At 41.8% G+C, this 17,801-nt stretch carries 16 protein-coding genes; 15 read left to right on the forward strand and 1 reads right to left on the reverse strand.

Translation table 11 applies throughout. From position 1 onward, the window contains the following. The first annotated feature begins 74 nt into the window (after positions 1-74). From ACEE44_RS00090 to ACEE44_RS00125, 8 genes are all read left to right on the forward strand, one after another. The gene (locus tag ACEE44_RS00090; protein ID WP_449170810.1) at positions 75-1,403 is read left to right on the forward strand and encodes an FAD-dependent oxidoreductase; all 1,329 of its coding nucleotides are present in this window, start codon (positions 75-77) and stop codon (positions 1,401-1,403) included. A gap of 11 nt (positions 1,404-1,414) precedes the next feature. Beyond that, positions 1,415-2,878, forward strand: a complete 1,464-nt coding sequence (locus tag ACEE44_RS00095; RefSeq protein ID WP_449170811.1) for a helix-turn-helix domain-containing protein — start codon at positions 1,415-1,417, stop codon at positions 2,876-2,878. A gap of 179 nt (positions 2,879-3,057) precedes the next feature. Continuing rightward, positions 3,058-4,569, forward strand: coding sequence for a glycerol kinase GlpK (gene glpK, locus ACEE44_RS00100; protein ID WP_172091215.1), 1,512 nt, complete (start codon positions 3,058-3,060; stop codon positions 4,567-4,569). A gap of 21 nt (positions 4,570-4,590) precedes the next feature. After that, positions 4,591-6,420: a type 1 glycerol-3-phosphate oxidase gene (gene glpO / locus ACEE44_RS00105; protein WP_449170812.1), complete on the forward strand. Its 1,830-nt coding sequence runs from the start codon at positions 4,591-4,593 to the stop codon at positions 6,418-6,420. A gap of 53 nt (positions 6,421-6,473) precedes the next feature. Beyond that, a complete protein-coding gene (locus ACEE44_RS00110; protein ID WP_172029573.1) occupies positions 6,474-6,827 on the forward strand; it encodes a Lin0368 family putative glycerol transporter subunit in 354 nt (117 codons plus the stop codon). A 10-nt stretch (positions 6,828-6,837) separates the two neighbouring features. After that, positions 6,838-7,173, forward strand: a complete 336-nt coding sequence (locus tag ACEE44_RS00115) for a Lin0368 family putative glycerol transporter subunit (RefSeq protein ID WP_332413052.1) — start codon at positions 6,838-6,840, stop codon at positions 7,171-7,173. A gap of 203 nt (positions 7,174-7,376) precedes the next feature. Further along, complete coding sequence (locus tag ACEE44_RS00120; RefSeq protein WP_449170813.1) at positions 7,377-8,327, forward strand: VOC family protein; 951 nt, start codon at positions 7,377-7,379, stop codon at positions 8,325-8,327. A 12-nt stretch (positions 8,328-8,339) separates the two neighbouring features. Beyond that, complete coding sequence (locus ACEE44_RS00125) at positions 8,340-8,942, forward strand: alpha/beta hydrolase (RefSeq protein ID WP_449170814.1); 603 nt, start codon at positions 8,340-8,342, stop codon at positions 8,940-8,942. Between the two features lie 28 nt (positions 8,943-8,970). Here the strand turns inward: ACEE44_RS00125 and pepF are convergent, their stop codons facing one another. Further along, positions 8,971-10,761: an oligoendopeptidase F gene (gene pepF / locus ACEE44_RS00130; RefSeq protein WP_449170815.1), complete on the reverse strand. Its 1,791-nt coding sequence runs from the start codon at positions 10,759-10,761 to the stop codon at positions 8,971-8,973. A 161-nt stretch (positions 10,762-10,922) separates the two neighbouring features. On the opposite strand from pepF, the gene ACEE44_RS00135 reads away from it, so the two are divergent. The 7 genes from ACEE44_RS00135 to ldcB all read left to right on the forward strand — a co-directional run bounded on the left by ACEE44_RS00135 (position 10,923) and on the right by ldcB (position 17,759). Next, on the forward strand, positions 10,923-11,261 hold the full coding sequence (locus ACEE44_RS00135; protein WP_105109201.1) for an ATP cone domain-containing protein: 339 nt from the start codon (positions 10,923-10,925) through the stop codon (positions 11,259-11,261). Between the two features lie 379 nt (positions 11,262-11,640). Continuing rightward, positions 11,641-13,008 (forward strand): H2O-forming NADH oxidase, encoded by a 1,368-nt coding sequence (nox, locus tag ACEE44_RS00140; RefSeq protein WP_449170816.1) that lies wholly within the window; start codon positions 11,641-11,643, stop codon positions 13,006-13,008. A gap of 128 nt (positions 13,009-13,136) precedes the next feature. Beyond that, positions 13,137-15,416, forward strand: a complete 2,280-nt coding sequence (pcrA, locus tag ACEE44_RS00145) for a DNA helicase PcrA (protein WP_449170817.1) — start codon at positions 13,137-13,139, stop codon at positions 15,414-15,416. Between the two features lie 2 nt (positions 15,417-15,418). Next, complete coding sequence (locus ACEE44_RS00150; RefSeq protein WP_449170818.1) at positions 15,419-15,805, forward strand: hypothetical protein; 387 nt, start codon at positions 15,419-15,421, stop codon at positions 15,803-15,805. Between the two features lie 38 nt (positions 15,806-15,843). Next, complete coding sequence (locus ACEE44_RS00155; protein ID WP_248054794.1) at positions 15,844-16,113, forward strand: zinc ribbon domain-containing protein; 270 nt, start codon at positions 15,844-15,846, stop codon at positions 16,111-16,113. 43 nt (positions 16,114-16,156) lie between these two features. Then, positions 16,157-16,843 carry a YjjG family noncanonical pyrimidine nucleotidase gene (locus ACEE44_RS00160; RefSeq protein WP_449170819.1) on the forward strand — a complete coding sequence of 229 codons (687 nt, stop codon included), beginning with the start codon at positions 16,157-16,159 and terminating at the stop codon, positions 16,841-16,843. A 127-nt stretch (positions 16,844-16,970) separates the two neighbouring features. Beyond that, complete coding sequence (ldcB, locus tag ACEE44_RS00165; RefSeq protein WP_449170820.1) at positions 16,971-17,759, forward strand: LD-carboxypeptidase LdcB/DacB; 789 nt, start codon at positions 16,971-16,973, stop codon at positions 17,757-17,759. Positions 17,760-17,801: the final 42 nt, after the last annotated feature.

Below are 17,801 nucleotides of genomic sequence, written 5' to 3' on the forward strand. Positions count from 1 at the left end.
GTTTGGATATGTAAACCTTTTCAATAAGAATTTGCCTTGTCAATGCTATAATGGAGGATGAGGGAGGAATCAGGATGAATATTATAATTATTGGTGCTTCATTTGCTGGTTTGACAGCGGCAATGGAATGCCAGAAACGCTATCCACAAGCGACGATTTACTTGATTGATAAGGAAGAAAGTATCGGTTATTTTCCCAATGCGCTCAATTGGAAAGTAAAAGGAGAAATTTCAAGTTGGGAAGAAGCAAGGATTGGCTATTTTGAGAGGCTAGAGCAGTCGGCCGTTCATTTCTTACTTGGATGGGAATGCATTTCCATAGAAGCCGCATCTAAAAAAATAAGGCTAAAAAAAGAAGAAAGCACGCGAGAATTATCCTACGACTATCTCATTTTAGCCATGGGAGCTCAACAAGTTTGGGAACATCAGTCGGTCGACCTGTCGGAAAAGATTTTGACCAGTAAATCCATTGGCCAAGCTCAAAAGAGTTTTGAAAAGCTCGGAGAGGCAGAGAATGTGACGGTAATAGGCGCTGGTCAAATTGGTCTTGAAAGCCTAGAAGCACTCAGTCGTTTGCCTTTAAAGCTTAGATTGATAGAGTCGCAAGAATGGCCCTTGGCCAAGTATTTTGATCAGGAAATGGTCGACTTCATCTGGAATGAATTCGAACGGATAGGCTTGGACTATCATTTTTCGGAAACAGTTAATGAAGTTAACTTGAATGAGTTGGGTCAAGTCCAGTTAAGCAGTTTGCAGGGAACCTACCTGTCTGACTTTGTTCTTTTAGGTACCAATTTTAGACCCCATACAGATTTGGTGGAAGGATTAGTGGACCTGAATACAGATGGTAGTATTCTGGTGGATGACTATCTTGAAACCAGTCAATCTGGAATTTTTGCGGTAGGAGATTTAATTCGGATGCCTGTTACTATGTTTGGGCAGGCCTATCTGCCCATGATTAACCATGCTATGTTGACAGGGCGTCTGGTTGCTGAAAACCTTCTGGCCAAGAAGAAACGCTTAAAGCCTGTTCAACGCATTGTTTCTACCCATGTGTTTGGCTATAATCTGACTAGCGTAGGTCTGACGGAAAGGGAAGCAAACCTGTGGTTGGACACAGACACTATTCGCATCCGACAACCATTCAGCCAGTGGGATGAAAAAGAAATAGACTTCAAAATGGTGGTCAGTCGAGAGGATGGACGTATTCTTGGTGGTCAATTGGTATCTTCCTCTGACCACATGGCACAGATGAATGTTCTTGCTCTTGCCATCTCTAAGGAAATGACGGTGGAAGATTTGCTACAAGAAGCTTGGCTCTGTTTGCCAAGGAGGACAGATTTGCAGCCATTCATTGTGGAGGCAGCCAATCAGTATTTGTGGCAAAATACGGACCAAGAATAGGTGGTGATTGTGTGCATATTCTAGATTTATTGGAAAAACGTGAGCGCGCCATTTACCAGCTCTTTCTTCTCTTGCGCAAGTCCGTTGCACCTATTGGAATAAAGGAAGTTGCTCAGGAGCTCCATCTGTCTAAATCTACCTTGTTACGCTATATAGAAAGTTTCTCTGAAGAGGTTGAGCAGTTTGGACTTTTCTTTCAGATTAAAGAAGAGGAAATTGTCTTACAACGCGAAGCTAATTTATCCAGCCAAGACCTGTTTGCCTATCTCTTTAGAACCAGTATCAAGTACCAGATTTTACTTTATTTTTTTGATAAAAATGAATCCTCCATCCCCATGCTAGCTCAAGATTTATTGCTGAGTGAAGCTACTTTGAACAGACACCTTTCGTCATTAAACCAAGTCCTGAAAGAGTTTCAGGTGACCATACGGAACGGTCGTTTGCGGGGTAGTGAGTTGCAAATTCGCTATTTTTATTATCAATTATTCTGGTTGACCAAGCCATTCAGGGAGCTAGAACAAGATCGGGTCTTTATGGAGCAACTTGGTCACCTGCCGATTTTTGAACGCTTTTATCAATCCCAGTTTAATCCGCGACAGGCCCATCAACTGGCTCTCTGGTTGATGATTGTCCAGAAAAGAATGCGATTGAAGGATTTGGATTTCCAGGCAGTTTATCAGTTAATGGCCCCCTATGAGCAACATAAATTTTACCGTCACCTACGTCAGCTCTTTTTAACCTTACGCCAGCAAGCATCGGCCTCCTTTCAAGAGGGTGATACCATGTCGGTTTTTGCATTCTTGTTTAGTCAAGGGATAGTGGCAGCCCATCAATTAGAACAGGTCTTGGGATTCGGTGGACCCATTATGGAAGCAACTAGTTGGGCCTTTCAACGTGTAAAAATTCTCTTGCAGACAGATTTGACAGTGGAAGAAGGTGAACTATATCATCTCAATCAGGTTTTTAGTCAGCTCTATTTTTTCACTTCCTGCATCGATAGTGGCTTTGATGAGTTGGCTAGCTATGCTCCCTTTATGCAAGAGGCTGCTTCTAGTATCTTGCATCATGTATCTGAGGAGATTTTTGGGCGAAGGAAAGAGCTAGCTACCTGTCATTTGCTATCCTTGACACAATTATTTTCTTATTTTATGCAGGTGGAGCCAACCATGGTAAAAATTGGGTGGGCATCCAGTTATCCGTCTGTCATTAGTTCTCCCATTTTACAAGTCCTTCGTCAGTCCTTAGAACGTAATCGGTCCATTCAAATCGAGCCTGTCCAATCAGACCAATCCTATGATCTGGTTATTTGCCATGATTATCCTTGGCGGCAAGACCCATCTTATCATATCTATGGTTTGCCAACTGCTCAGGAGTTGAAGGATGTAAAGGGCCTTATTCAGACCATTCATCAGAGCAAGTTAGAGCAGTCAAAACGGTTGGTCGAACGCAAGCAATTTCAAATTGAACGTCGATGATAAACTTTCTAGTTTTCTAGGAAGTTTTTCTTTTGTTGCTAAAAGAAGACAACTTTATCAATTTTTTTTGAAATAGTAAAAAAATTGATAAGATTATTCTCGAAAAATAGATTACAATAAAATCACAAGGAAGTCGGAAACGCTTTCAAAAAAAGATAAACCTACAAGGAGGACAGGAAATGTCTGCAGAAAAATACATTATGGCCATCGACCAAGGTACAACAAGCTCACGCGCCATCATCTTTAACAAAAAAGGTGAAAAAGTTGGTAGCTACCAAAAAGAATTCACGCAAATCTTCCCTAAACCAGGTTGGGTAGAACACAATGCCAATGAGATTTGGAATTCTGTTCAGTCTGTTATTGCAGGTTCCTTTATTGAAAGTGGTGTTCGTCCAGACCAGATTGAAGGGATTGGTATCACCAACCAACGTGAAACAACAGTTGTTTGGGACAAGGAAACTGGACTTCCGATTTATAACGCCATTGTTTGGCAATCACGTCAGACAGCCCACATTGCAGAACAGTTAAAACAAGATGGTTATGCTGACCTTTTCCATAAGAAAACAGGCTTGGTCATTGATGCCTACTTCTCAGCAACCAAAGTTCGTTGGATTTTGGACCAAGTTCCTGGAGCTCAAGAACGTGCAGAAAAAGGTGAAATCCTCTTTGGAACTATTGATACTTGGTTGGTTTGGAAATTGACCAATGGTAAGTGCCATGTGACGGACTACTCTAACGCAGCTCGTACTATGCTTTACAATATCAAGGAACTCAAGTGGGATGATGAGATCCTTGAACTCCTCAATATTCCAAAAGCTATGTTGCCAGAAGTTCGTTCCAACTCAGAAGTTTATGGTACCACAGCACCCTTCCATTTCTACGGTGCAGAAGTTCCAATCTCTGGTATGGCAGGTGACCAGCAGGCAGCCCTCTTTGGACAGTTGGCATTTGAACCAGGGATGGTGAAAAATACCTATGGAACAGGTTCCTTCATCGTCATGAATACGGGTGAGGAAATGCAGCTATCTGAGAATAGCCTCTTGACCACTATCGGTTATGGCATCAACGGAAAAGTTTACTATGCACTCGAAGGGTCAATCTTTATCGCAGGATCAGCTGTGCAATGGCTTCGTGACGGTATGCGGATGGTTAAAGAATCACCAGAATCTGAAGAGTTGGCTCGCAAATCAACGAGCAATGATGAGGTCTATGTTGTACCAGCCTTTACAGGTTTGGGAGCTCCTTATTGGAATTCAGATGCGCGTGGTTCAGTCTTTGGCTTGACGCGTGGAACAACCAAGGAAGATTTTGTGAAAGCAACCCTCCAATCCATTGCCTACCAAGTACGCGATGTTATTGACACCATGCAGATTGACTCAGGTATTGACATCTCAGTCTTGAAGGTTGATGGTGGCGCAGCTATGAACAGCCTTCTCATGCAATTCCAGGCTGATATTCTTGGGATTGAGATTGCGCGTGCTAAAAACTTAGAAACAACCGCACTTGGTGCAGCCTTCCTAGCAGGTCTTGCAGTAGGTTTCTGGAAAGATCTGGATGAATTGAAAGAATTGAACGCAGTTGGTCAATCCTTCAAGCCAGCAATGAATGAAGCCCGCAAAGAACAGCTCTATAAAGGCTGGAAAAAAGCAGTTGCTGCAACGCAATTATTTGCACAATTGGATGAAGAGTAAAAAGTTAGAAAGTGTGAAAACATGGAATTTTCAATAGAAACTCGTCGCTTAGCGATTGAAAAAATGCAAGATAGACAGTTGGATCTCTTGATTATTGGTGGTGGTATTACGGGGGCGGGTGTAGCCCTCCAAGCTGCTGCTAGTGGTATGGAAACAGCCTTGATTGAAATGCAGGACTTTGCCGAAGGGACATCAAGTCGTTCAACCAAGTTGGTCCACGGTGGTCTTCGCTACCTCAAACAATTTGACGTCGAAGTAGTATCAGATACAGTGTCAGAACGTGCAGTAGTGCAAAACATTGCCCCGCATATTCCAAAACCAGACCCAATGTTGCTCCCAGTCTATGACGAGCCAGGTTCAACCTTTAGTCTATTCCGTTTGAAAGTGGCTATGGATCTTTATGACCTTTTGGCTGGCGTCAATAATACCGATATGGCCAATAAAGTTCTGACCAAGGAAGAAGTGCTTGAACGCGAACCAAACTTGAAGCAAGAAGGTCTGATTGGTGGCGGTGTCTACCTTGACTTCCGCAACAATGATGCTCGTCTGGTAATTGAAAACATCAAACGAGCAGCCAAAGACGGCGCATTGATTGCCAGCCGTGTTAAAGCTGAGAAATTCATCAAAGATGAGGCTGGAAAAGTTGTCGGAATCGTCGCTCGTGATTTGTTGACAGACAGCACATTTGAAATTCGTGCGCGTTTGGTCATCAATACAACAGGACCTTGGAGTGACGAAGTGCGTAATCTTGGAGGAGAAGGCTCAGGTGTTCTCCAGATGCGTCCAACCAAGGGTGTGCACCTAGTTGTCGATAGCTCTCGCTTGTCTGTTCCACAACCAACCTACTTTGACACTGGTCATGCTGACGGCCGTATGGTCTTTGTCCTTCCTCGTGAAAACAAAACCTATTTTGGTACGACTGATACAGACTATACTGGTGATTTGGCGAATCCAATGGTAACCCAAGAAGATGTTGATTACCTGCTTGATATTGTCAATAATCGCTTCCCAGAAGCAAACTTGACCCTTGATGACATTGAGAGCGGTTGGGCGGGTCTTCGTCCCCTCTTGTCTGGAAATGGTGCTTCTGATTACAACGGTGGAAATAATGGTAAACTTAGTGATGATAGTTTCAATAGCTTGATTGAAACAGTCAAAGCTTATCTAAACAATGAAAAGACCCGTGATGATGTGGAACATGATTTGACCCATCTGGAAGGTAGCGTTTCTGAAAAACACTTGGATCCGTCTGCTGTATCGCGTGGTTCTGCCCTTGACCGTGATGACAATGGTTTGCTGACACTTGCAGGTGGTAAAATCACCGATTTCCGTAAGATGGCTGAAGGTGCAATTGAAAAAGTAGCAGACATCCTCAAAGAAGAACATGGTCGTATCTTTAAACTCATCAATTCTAAGACTTATCCTGTATCTGGTGGCGAATTGAACCCAGCTAATGTAGCAGAAGAAATCGAACACTTGGCTCAATTAGGTGTGAAAAAAGGTTTGGAATACGATGATGCTCTCTATCTAGCTAACTTGTATGGTTCAAATGCGCCAAAAGTATTTGCCTTGAACCATAAAATTGAGGCTGTGTCTGCCCTCAATCAGCGTGATTTGCTTTCTCTTCATTATGCCATGAAAGAAGAAATGACCTTGACTGCGGTAGACTATCTTCTCCGTCGGACCAACTACATGCTCTTTATGCGTGAGCAGTTGGATGCAGTAGCACCAGATGTCTTGAAAGAAATGGCTGCATACTATGCTTGGTCAGAAGAAGAGCTAGCTCAACAGGAACAATTGCTAGCTGATACACTCGTTAAGAATGATTTAGCATATTTGAAACAAGCATAAAACAATTTATCTGATTTACAAGGTGGTAGATTAGAATATCCGAAGGAGGAATTATGAAATTTTTACGTTCAACAATCGGCTATATGATAGCTGGTATGATTGTCATGAGTGTTTGGGGAGCCTTTGCAGAAGCTTATGGCATTATCGGAGGATTCTTCGCAGCATTTATCATCATCGGCCCAATGTGGTACATGAACCACTACCTAGGTCTGATTAAACATGATGCTGATTCAGCTTTCGTTGATATGGGGCTTGGGATTGCTATCTGCGGTATTTTTCGAGATGCATTTTTGAAAGGTTTTGGCACCATTGCAGATTCTCTGCCTACTATTCTTTTGATTATTGTTGGCGCAACTATCGGTGGCTTGGTAGCTGCTAAGATTGAAGAAGATATGGAAAAAGATTAGGAGGAAAATCATGACAATTCAACAAGCAATAGCAACACTTGTAGGTGCCTTTATTTTCCCATTTGTTATTCGACTAACCTGGGGAAAAATGGTTGAACATTTCGGACCAATTGGTGGCTGGTTGGCAGCAGCAATGGTTGTTGGTACAGTTTGGTGCCTCAATCACGGTGTTGGTTTAATGTCTCAATCTGGTGATGCATGGGTCGATATGGGATTGGCTGCAGGGGTAGGTGTCTTCGTAGCTTCAGCAGCCAGAGGTGGTAAAGTTGGTAAAGCAACCAATAACATCCTAGCGGCACTTGTAGGTGGTATCCTAGGTGGTCTCATACTATCATTCTTTTTATAATAGAAACAAACAGCTAGAATATTTTTCTAGTTGTTTTTTTTAAAAAAATTGTTTTAAGGAAAGTGCCTTATAATAAAATCATCTTTTTCATATAATCTCCTAGAAGCACTTGAAGTCATTCAGGTGTTTTCTTTGTGCATTTTTCTTGATTTTATAACTAATTAGTGATAAAATGCATTCATATTAAATATCGAGGTAAAGCTATGAACAATATTGGAATTCATCACATTTCAAGTTTGGTAGGAAACATACACCAAGCCTATCATTTTTATCATCATATTCTTGGTTTGAAATTGACCTTGAAAACTGTCAATCAAGAAGATTCAAGCATGTATCATCTTTTTTTTGGTGATGATGAAGGTCGTTTTGGAACGGAATATACCATTTTTGATATGCCTAACCATCCCAATCATCGAAACGGAACCAATCGTTTGGAAAGAACTGTTTTTTTGGTAAAAAATTTTGAGGCATTAGAATTTTGGCAGAAAAGACTGACAGAGTTTGAAGTGGAAAATGAAGGAATTCAGGCTTTTGGAAATGGGCATATTCTGAATTTCCAAGATGAAGATGGGCAGTTGCTTGGCTTGACCTATCATGACGCTATCGGAGAAATGTTTCCGTATGAAACAGATGAAATTCCGTCAGAATACGCTATTCTTGGCATCGCCAGTCTTCATATGCGGATTCGTGAAGAAAAGGAGTTGTTATCTTTGCTGACAGAGACTTTTGGTTTTGTCGAGGAAAGTCGATTTGTTTTTGAAGATAAGTTAGTGATTTCTCTGCTCTTTGATAACAACTTCCAACATCGACTTTATCTAATTCTTGACCAAGAGTCGCCAATCAGCGTGATGGGAGTCGGGGCCATTCATCATATCGCATTTGGTGTCTTAGATGAGTCCGACTTGGAAGACCTGATTAGTCGCTTAAATCTCATCAATCGTCCACATTCTGGGATTATCAATCGAGATTTCATGCATTCCTTGTACTTTCGAGCGCCCAATTATCTCATGTTTGAGGTTGCGACCATGGCTGGCGAAAGAGAGGCTGCCATGCCAAGACAAGATAAGCTGCTAGATAAAGTTGAACTGTTCTTGCCAAGTTTCTTTGAAGAGGACAGACAGGATATCGAAAAAAATCTCTCCCAACGTTATTAGGAGAAATGAAGTATGGATTATCGCTTTATCAAAGGGACCAGTCCTCGTCTTTTGGTATTTTTCCACGGAACAGGTGGCAACAAGGACTCCATGCTCTTTCTTCGCCAACAGCTGGCTCCAAAAGCTTCTGTCCTTTCCTTAGATGGAAGTTGGGGTCAAGGCAGGGAAAGGCGGTTCTTTGCACCTCTCATTGACGGTCAGCTGGATCTTGTCGATTTTGAAAGGCGCTTGTCGGCTTTTCTGGATTTTTGGCAGGACTTGGATATCCGAGATTATCGTCAGATTACTTTCGTAGGTTTTTCAAACGGAGCTAATTTTATCATGGGCTTGTTGACCAAGCAGGCAGATTTGGCAGATGTTTACCTATTACTGCACCCATCGGCTTTAGAATATGCATTTCCTATGGAAAATAGCAGAGCAGAGATCTTGTTTACAGTGGGGAAAAATGACCAACTCGTCGACCAAGTCGCTCTTGAAAATCTTGTAGATGACTGGCAAATGTCAGCCTTTCCCAAAGCCAACCTAGTTCGTTTTGATAAGGGACATTTTTTAAGTCAGGATGGATTGACCTATATCAAAAATTGGTATCAAGAAAGAATAGACAAAAAGGCCTGAACCAATATGTTCAAGCCTTTTATTTGTCTTAGATTAGTGATTCTAATTTATCCACCAATGAGCCGACATAGGCAATGGTTTCTTTAAGTGGTTGATCAGTCGAAACGTCAACGCCTGCGTGTTTAGCAAGGTCTTGGGCAGAAAGACTTGCACCAAGTGACAGGGTTTCTAACCATTTTCCAACAACTTCTTCAGGATTTTCTTCCAATTGCTTAGCCATAGCCGTACCGATGGTCAAACCAGCTGAGTAGGTATATGGATACAAACCAATGTAGTAGTGCGGTTGACGCATCCAGATAAGACCTGCATCGTCACCGATTTCAAAGTCTTCACCCCAGAATTCCTTGATGACATCCAACTTGATTTGGCAGAGAATATCACCATTGAGGTATTCTTCATTGTCCAAACGAGTATAGACTTCACGCTGGAAGGCTGCTTCAAGCAAGTGAGTAACCATGTTGTGGAAATAAGTACGGCTGATCAACTCGCTAATCAAGTAAGCCTGGAAGCCAGGATCTTGGTTGTTTTTCAAAAGGGTGTTACATGTCAAGACCTCATTAGCAGTAGAAGGTGCCTCGATGAAGTAAAGGGATGGTTCATAGCTGAGGACACTTTGTTTTTTCGCCCATTGGAAATGTCCAGCGTGGCCCAATTCATGTGCCAATACCAAGACTTCATTCATCAAACCTGTCCATGAAAGTAGGATATAGGATGGTCCATCGTAAAGAGTAGCACAGAAACCACCTGTTGCCTTGCCTTCGTTTTGAGCAAAGTCAATCCAACGCTCATCGAAAGATTGCTCGATCATTTTCACATAATCTTCTCCAAGAATGCCCAAGCAGTCAATCAAGAATTGCTTAGATTCTTCAGGTGTGATGCGTTGGTTGTATTCAGATGGCAGACTGATTTTCAAGTCAGCGTGTGTGATCTTGTCCAAGCCATGAGCCTTGGCAACCAATTTCACAAAGCGACGCATGTGAGGAGCCAATTCCTTCATGATAACATCAATCTGACGATCAAATAGGTCGCGGGATACGTTTTGACGATGCAAGAGGAAGTCAATGGTATTGTCAAATCCACGCAAGCGAGCTTCGATTTGCTCATTCTTGATGTGGGATAAATAAGTTGCTGCGGTTGTATTCTTGTATTTTTTCAAGGTTGAATAGAAACCAGCAGCGGAATTGCGACGGATTTCGGTATCATGGCTGAGTTCATAATCATTTTCAAAGAGAACATAGCTATTACCAAGTGTTTCACCATTTGCCTCAAAGTTGTCAAAGGTCATATCTTCAAACTTGGTCACACCGTAGTTGTTATAGGGCTGACCAAATGTTGGTGCAAAATTTGATAAAAGTTCTTCTTGAAGTGGGTGCAGTTGATGCGGCTTGTCACGGAGAATAGCATCGAAGAATGCTGCCCATTGTGGTTGTTCCTCTTTTAATTCAAGTAGAAAGGCTTCATCTAACTGACCAAGTTCAGAATAGAGGAAATCTCGTTTTGGAAGAGTCTTGGCTGCAACCAAGTCATATTCGTTGGCAAGGCTAGCAAGTTCGGTATTCATCTTATCGACTTCAAGTGGCAAAAAAGCATAGTGAGAAAGTCGGCTATCGAGAATAACGATTTTCTCATATTCTTTGAGAGCAGCTACTATGGTTTCCTTGTCTGTTAGTTTTCCTTTGTAGTTTGTTTCGAAGGCAGTGACTTGATTAGCATAAGCAACCAAATTTTCTTTGTAATTTTCAGGTGTTGGGAATAGCAAATCAGTATTCCAAGTTAATTGCACATCAATTTCTTGACGCTTTGGCATTGCAGAAGTCATATATTTCTCCTTTTTTTATTGATAGCTACATTATAACATAAGAAATGGTTTGAGGAAAAAAATGTTAGACCAATTTATGAAAAGAAAACTTGACAAAATGCTTAAAAACGTAGATAATTATAGTATGAAAGGGTTTACTGAAAACCGGAAAGGAGTTAGATATGCAGGTTATTAAACGAAGTGGTGAAATTGTTGAATTTGATCCAGAAAAAATTTACCAAGCCATTATTAAGGCAGCTCAAACTGTATATGTAATCGACGATACATGGCGGAAAAACCTAGCTCAAGTGACGAAGAAAGTCGTGCTTGATTTGGAAGAAGCTCATACAGAACGTCCAACCATCAGCATGGTTCAGTCACAAGTTGAGCATCGTTTATTGGATGCCGGTTATATTACCATAGCTGAACATTATATTTCTTATCGTTTGCAACGTGATTTGGAACGTAATGGATATGCTGACAAGATTGTCGTTCATTTGCGCTTTGAGCAAATTCGATAAAGAAAAGATATGGAGAGTGGCGAAGTTAACTTTCTTCACTGATCTTTTTGTTATAGTCAAAAGCTATAACAATATATATTTAAAAAGTATTTGTAAACAACCAACCATTAGCGTATAATCAAATTAGTTAATCCCAATCTAACTAGTTGAATCCCGTAGTTCGTGCCTATGGGATTTTTTATGTTGACAACCTGTCTTTGGCAATGATTTAAAAAATAATGGCTACAATGTAGACTATGTTTAGGCTGCTTTTAAGGCTTAGCAACAGGTTTAAAGAAAAAAATGTGATTTTCTGAGCAAAAATTTTGAAATCGGTAACAAATGTGTAGTATAATAGATGATGTAAAAAAATATTTATTTTGAAAGTGAGATTTTACTTATGTCTAAAATCGTTGTTGTCGGTGCTAACCACGCAGGTACTGCCGCAATCAAAACTATGTTGACAAACTACGGTCAAGAAAACGAAATCGTTGTATTTGACCAAAACTCAAACATCTCATTCTTGGGTTGTGGTATGGCTTTGTGGATTGGTGAGCAAATTGCTGGTCCAGAAGGACTTTTCTACTCAGATAAAGAGCAGTTGGAAAGCATGGGCGCTAAAGTCTACATGGAGTCACCTGTTACAGCTATCGACTATGAAGCAAAAACAGTTACTGCACTTGTAAACGGTCAAGAGCACGTTGAAGCTTACGACAAACTTCTTTTTGCTACAGGTTCACAACCAATCTTGCCACCAATTAAAGGTGCTGCAATCAAAGAAGGTTCTCTTGAATTTGAAGCAACTCTTGAAAACTTGCAATTCGTTAAATTGTACCAAAACTCAGCAGATGTTATTGAAAAATTGAAAAATAAAGACATCAACCGCGTAGCAGTTGTAGGTGCTGGTTACATCGGTGTTGAGCTTGCGGAAGCATTCCAACGTAAAGGTAAAGAAGTTATCCTTATCGACGTTGTGGATACATGTTTGGCTGGTTACTATGACCGCGACTTGTCAGACCTTATGGCTAAAAACATGGAAGACAATGGTATCAAACTTGCCTTCGGTGAAACTGTTCAAGAAGTTGCTGGTAACGGCAAAGTTGAGAAAATCATTACTGACAAGAACGAATACGATGTTGACATGGTTATCTTGGCTGTTGGCTTCCGTCCAAACACTGCATTTGCAGGTGAAGGAATCGAGCGTTTCCGTAACGGTGCCTTCCTTGTAAACAAACGCCAAGAAACTTCAATTCCAGGCGTATACGCTATCGGTGACTGTGCAACTATCTACGACAACGCTACTGGCGACACAAGCTACATCGCTTTGGCTTCAAACGCAGTACGTACTGGTATCGTAGCAGCTCACAACATCTGTGGTACTGACCTTGAAGGTATCGGTGTACAAGGTTCTAACGGTATCTCTATCTATGGTCTTAACCTTGTATCAACAGGTTTGACACTTGAAAAAGCAACTCGTCTTGGATTGAACGCTGCTGTTACTGAAGTAACTGACAACCAAAAACCAGAATTCATGGAACATGGTAACTTCCCAGTAACTATCAAGATCGTTTACGATAAAGATTCACGTCGTATCCTTGGTGCTCAAATGGCAGCTCGTGAAGATATCTCATTGGGTATCCACCTCTTCTCATTGGCAATCCAAGAAGGCGTAACAATCGAAAAATTGGCATTGACAGACTTGTTCTTCTTGCCACACTTCAACAAACCATACAACTACATCACAGTGGCTGCATTGGGTGCTGAATAATCAATTGAATACAAAAGCTCAGAGTTGACTCTGGGCTTTTTTGCTTGCCATCGATCACATTGCCACTGCCTATCGAGAGATTTTTTGGTATAATGGAGAGAATGATTTTTTAGAGAAAGTATGAGACAATGAACCCATTATTAAACGGAATGAATGACAGACAGGCGGAAGCGGTGCAGACAACTGAAGGACCGCTTTTGATTATGGCAGGTGCTGGTTCGGGTAAGACGCGAGTTCTTACCCATCGAATCGCTTACTTGATTGATGAAAAGATGGTCAATCCTTGGAATATCTTGGCCATTACCTTTACCAACAAGGCTGCGCGTGAGATGAAGGAGCGGGCTTATGCTCTCAATCCTGCAACTCAGGATTGTTTAATTGCGACCTTCCACTCCATGTGTGTCCGTATTTTACGCCGTGATGCCGACCACATCGGCTACAATCGCAATTTTACGATTGTAGATCCAGGTGAGCAGCGTACACTAATGAAACGGATTTTGAAAAATCTCAATCTAGATCCGAAAAAGTGGAGTGAACGTTCTATCCTGAGCACCATTTCCAATGCCAAGAACGACTTGATTGATGACAAGGCATTTGAAGCCCAGGCAGGCGACCTATACACGCAGATTGTCGCTAAATGCTACACAGCTTATCAAAAGGAACTAAGACAGTCAGAGGCCGTTGACTTTGATGATTTGATCATGTTGACGCTCCGCCTTTTTGATCAAAATCCAGAGGTCCTGACCTATTACCAGCAGAAATTCCAGTACATCCATGTCGATGAGTATCAGGATACCAACCATGCCCAGTACCAGTTGGTCAAGCTCTTGGCATCGCGTTTCAAGAATATCTGTGTGGTCGGTGATGCGGACCAGTCTATCTACGGCTGGCGTGGAGCGGATATGCAAAATATCCTAGACTTTGAAAAGGACTATCCAGAAAGCAAGGTCGTTCTTTTGGAGGAAAACTATCGTTCGACCAAGAACGTCTTGCAGGCGGCTAATGAGGTCATCGAAAACAACCGCAACCGTCGTCCTAAGAAACTCTGGACCCAGAATGCCCAAGGTGATTTGATTACCTACTATCGTGCCAGAGATGAGAATGACGAGGCGATTTTTGTTGTAGGACAGATTGATCAGTTGCATCGAGAAGGTAAGGCCTATAAGGATTTTGCAGTTCTTTACCGTACAAATGCCCAGTCCCGTACTATTGAAGAAGCTTTGCTTAAGTCCAACATTCCCTACACCATGGTGGGTGGCACCAAGTTCTACAGCCGTAAGGAAATTCGAGATGTGATTTCTTATTTGAATATCATTGCTAACCCATCGGATAATATCTCCTATGAACGCATTGTCAATGAGCCAAAGCGTGGTGTGGGACCTGGCACAGTCGATAAGATCCGCGATTTTGCCAACACACATGGCATGTCTTTATTGGAAGCTTCGCAGGATATTATGTTGTCACCAGTCAAGGGCAAGACAGCGCAGGCAGTATTCGACCTAGCCAACCTTCTCTATAAGCTCCGCAATCAACTGGATGACTTGACCGTGACCCAAGTAGTCGAGGCTGTCTTGCGGCAAACAGGCTACATTGATGCCCTTGCAGCACAAAATACGCTGGAAGCCAATGCCCGTATTGAGAATATTCAGGAATTTCTATCTGTTACCAAAAACTTCGATGAGAAGGATATTGAGGAAGAAGAGACAGGTCTGGATCGCTTGACTCGTTTCCTACTTGATTTGGCACTGATTGCGGATACAGACGACGGTGATACCGAATCTTCAGAAGTGACCCTCATGACTCTCCATGCGGCCAAGGGTCTGGAATTTCCTGTTGTCTTCCTAATTGGTATGGAGGAAAATGTCTTCCCACTCAGCCGTGCAGCAGAAGAAGAGGATGAGTTGGAAGAAGAACGCCGTTTGGCTTATGTTGGTATTACACGTGCAGAGCAGACCCTCTATCTGACCAATGCCAACTCCCGCCTGCTCTTTGGTCGAAGTAACTACAATCAGCCAAGCCGTTTTATTCGCGAAATTTCTAGCGACTTATTGGATTATCAAGGTCTTGCTCGTCCAGCCAATACTAGCTTTAAGGCCTCTTATGTCAATGGCAGAGCGACACAGTTTGGACAAGGCATGAGCTTACAACAAGCCATGCAAAGCCGAAAAGCAACTGTCCAACCATCTGCCAAGCTCGGAGGCAGTATGCCTTTCGCATCAAGCAACAAATCGTCAGGTTCAGGCACCAACTGGTCAGTTGGTGACATCGCTGTCCATAAGAAATGGGGCCGTGGAACTGTTCTTGAAGTATCAGGTTCAGGCAGCAATCAAGAACTCAAAATCAATTTCCCAGAAATGGGACTTAAGAAGGTCTTGGCAAGTTTAGCGCCGATTGAGAAAGGTGAATAGTGATGAATATTAGAGTTCATTTTTTTCAAAATGACATATTAGATGCCATCAAGGGGGGAGTATATCAAATATCGCTTCAGAAAGATAATGGTGAACGACGAGTCTTGTATATTGGTGAATCATTTTCTATGCTGATAAGATGTGCCCAGCATTTATACCAATTAAGAAAAAATCCGTTATATTTCGGTATGAATGATGAGATACTAGGTAGTCAAAATCTTATCTTAGCTTTTGAAGTTTTGCATGAAGAAGTTAAGATGGGTATTAGAAGAAATAAGGAAAAAGAATATATAGAAAACATTGCACCTCTGTTACAGAGTGGGATAAGTGATCGTATGTTATCCATTCCCAAGAAAAAAGAAGCGATGGCTAATTTTCTTGAAAAATAGTACTTATTTAGTTTTAATTCTACAAAATGAGGTAATAAATGGAAAAATTTTGTCAATCTTGTGCTATGCCCTTAAATTTGCATGGTCAAGATGTTCGTGGATCAGAGAAAGACGGCAGCCACTCTAATTTGTTTTGCTCGTACTGCTATGCCAATGGTGAATTTTTAGAACCAGATATAACATTTGAACAAATGCTTAAAAAAGGTAAACAAGCTATTTCAAACGGTCAAGGAAATGCATTTATAAAATTTCTCATGAAAGCAAGCTATCCAATGATGTTGAAGAAAACCCAACGCTGGAGAGCTTAAGCACGGAAAAGGCAGAAACACTAGTAAAAGAGAGGGTATAAAGTTGTCATATAAATATTTATTATTCGATCTTGATCACACACTTTTGGATTTTAACCAAGGAGAAGAAGTGGCCCTCACTCAATTTTTGGAGTTCATGGATGTGGAGGATATAGAGGCCTTTAAAGCCATCTATCGTCCGCTCAACCAAGGTATGTGGAAGGAACTTGAAAAAGGTCTAATTACCAAGAAAGAATTGATCAACACGCGCTTTTCCAAAACCTTTGCACATTTTGGGAGGGAAGTGGATGGTCGTGAAATGGCCCACCGCTATCAAGAATTTATTGGTCAGCAAGGTCAGATATTTGAAGGTGCAGACCTATTACTTAAAGAACTGGTTGACCGTGGTTACCAGCTCTATGCGGCGACCAACGGCGTGACCTATATTCAGGAAAATCGTCTCCTCAACTCCCCTATTCAGACCTATTTCAAGCAGGTCTTTATCTCAGAACAGATGGGGACACAGAAGCCTGCGGCTGATTTTTATGAAAAAATAGCAGAGCAAATTGGCTGTTCAGATATGTCCAAATTTCTCATGATTGGTGACAGCTTGACGGCTGATATCCAAGGCGCAAATAATGCGGGCATGGATTCGGTCTGGTATAATCCAACAAAATCTGCCTTGACTGGTTCAGCCCAGCCGACTTATATCATTTCCAATTACCAGGAATTATTTGGGATTTTGACATAATAGCTGCCCCTTCTATATGGAGTTGCTAATTGGAAAGGTAGGAATTGGAGCTGGTTCTGTCCAATCTTTTAATTCACTTTATGTTAGAATAAAGGTATACGACGAATAGACGAAAGGATGGAGAGAAATGTATAAGAAACTAGGCTTATTACTTCCGATGGTGCTTTTATTAGTAGCCTGTGGTCAGAAGTCAACGGATGCCAGTCCATCAAGTAGCAGTAGTTCAGCATCAAGCCAGTCTACCACTAGTAGTTCGCCGGTGCAAGCTAGCTCTAGTCAAGAAACTCAGGAAAGTTCTACCAGTTCAACAGAAACCAGTTCGACGACTGGTGAGGAAGCCACAAGCAGTCAGACTGAGCTAGCAACAACCGCTACTTATAACGGGTCTTACTATAGCGTTCAAGGAAAATATGGGGAAGTCATTATCGCTAATAAGAAGCACCCTCTTGCAGCTAGTTATGCTCCTGGTGAAGATCCTCAAGCCTTGGCGGCTTTCCAGCAGTTGATTGCTGATATGCAGGCATACGGTTTTGCCATTTCCAACAACTATAGTGGTTTCCGCTCCTATGAAACCCAGGCTGGCCTCTATCAATCCTATGTCAATCAAGATGGTCAAGCAGCAGCGGATACCTATTCAGCGCGTGCGGGTTACAGTGAACATCAAACTGGTCTCGCCTTTGATTTGCTCGATAGTTCGGGGAATTTATTAGAAGAACCAGCCGCATCCCAGTGGTTGGCTGATAACGCCCATCATTATGGATTTATCGTACGTTATTTGCCTGGAAAAGAAAGCTCGACAGGTTACATGGCGGAAACCTGGCATGTTCGTTATATTGGACAGGAAGCGACAGATATCTATAATTCTGGGTTAACACTAGAAGAATACTTCGGTGTACCTGGTGGCGGGTATGAATAAAGTATAAGTTGAGTTGATGACAACTCAACTTTTTTAAACAAA

The organism is Streptococcus sp. 32226D021BW (assembly GCF_053545015.1).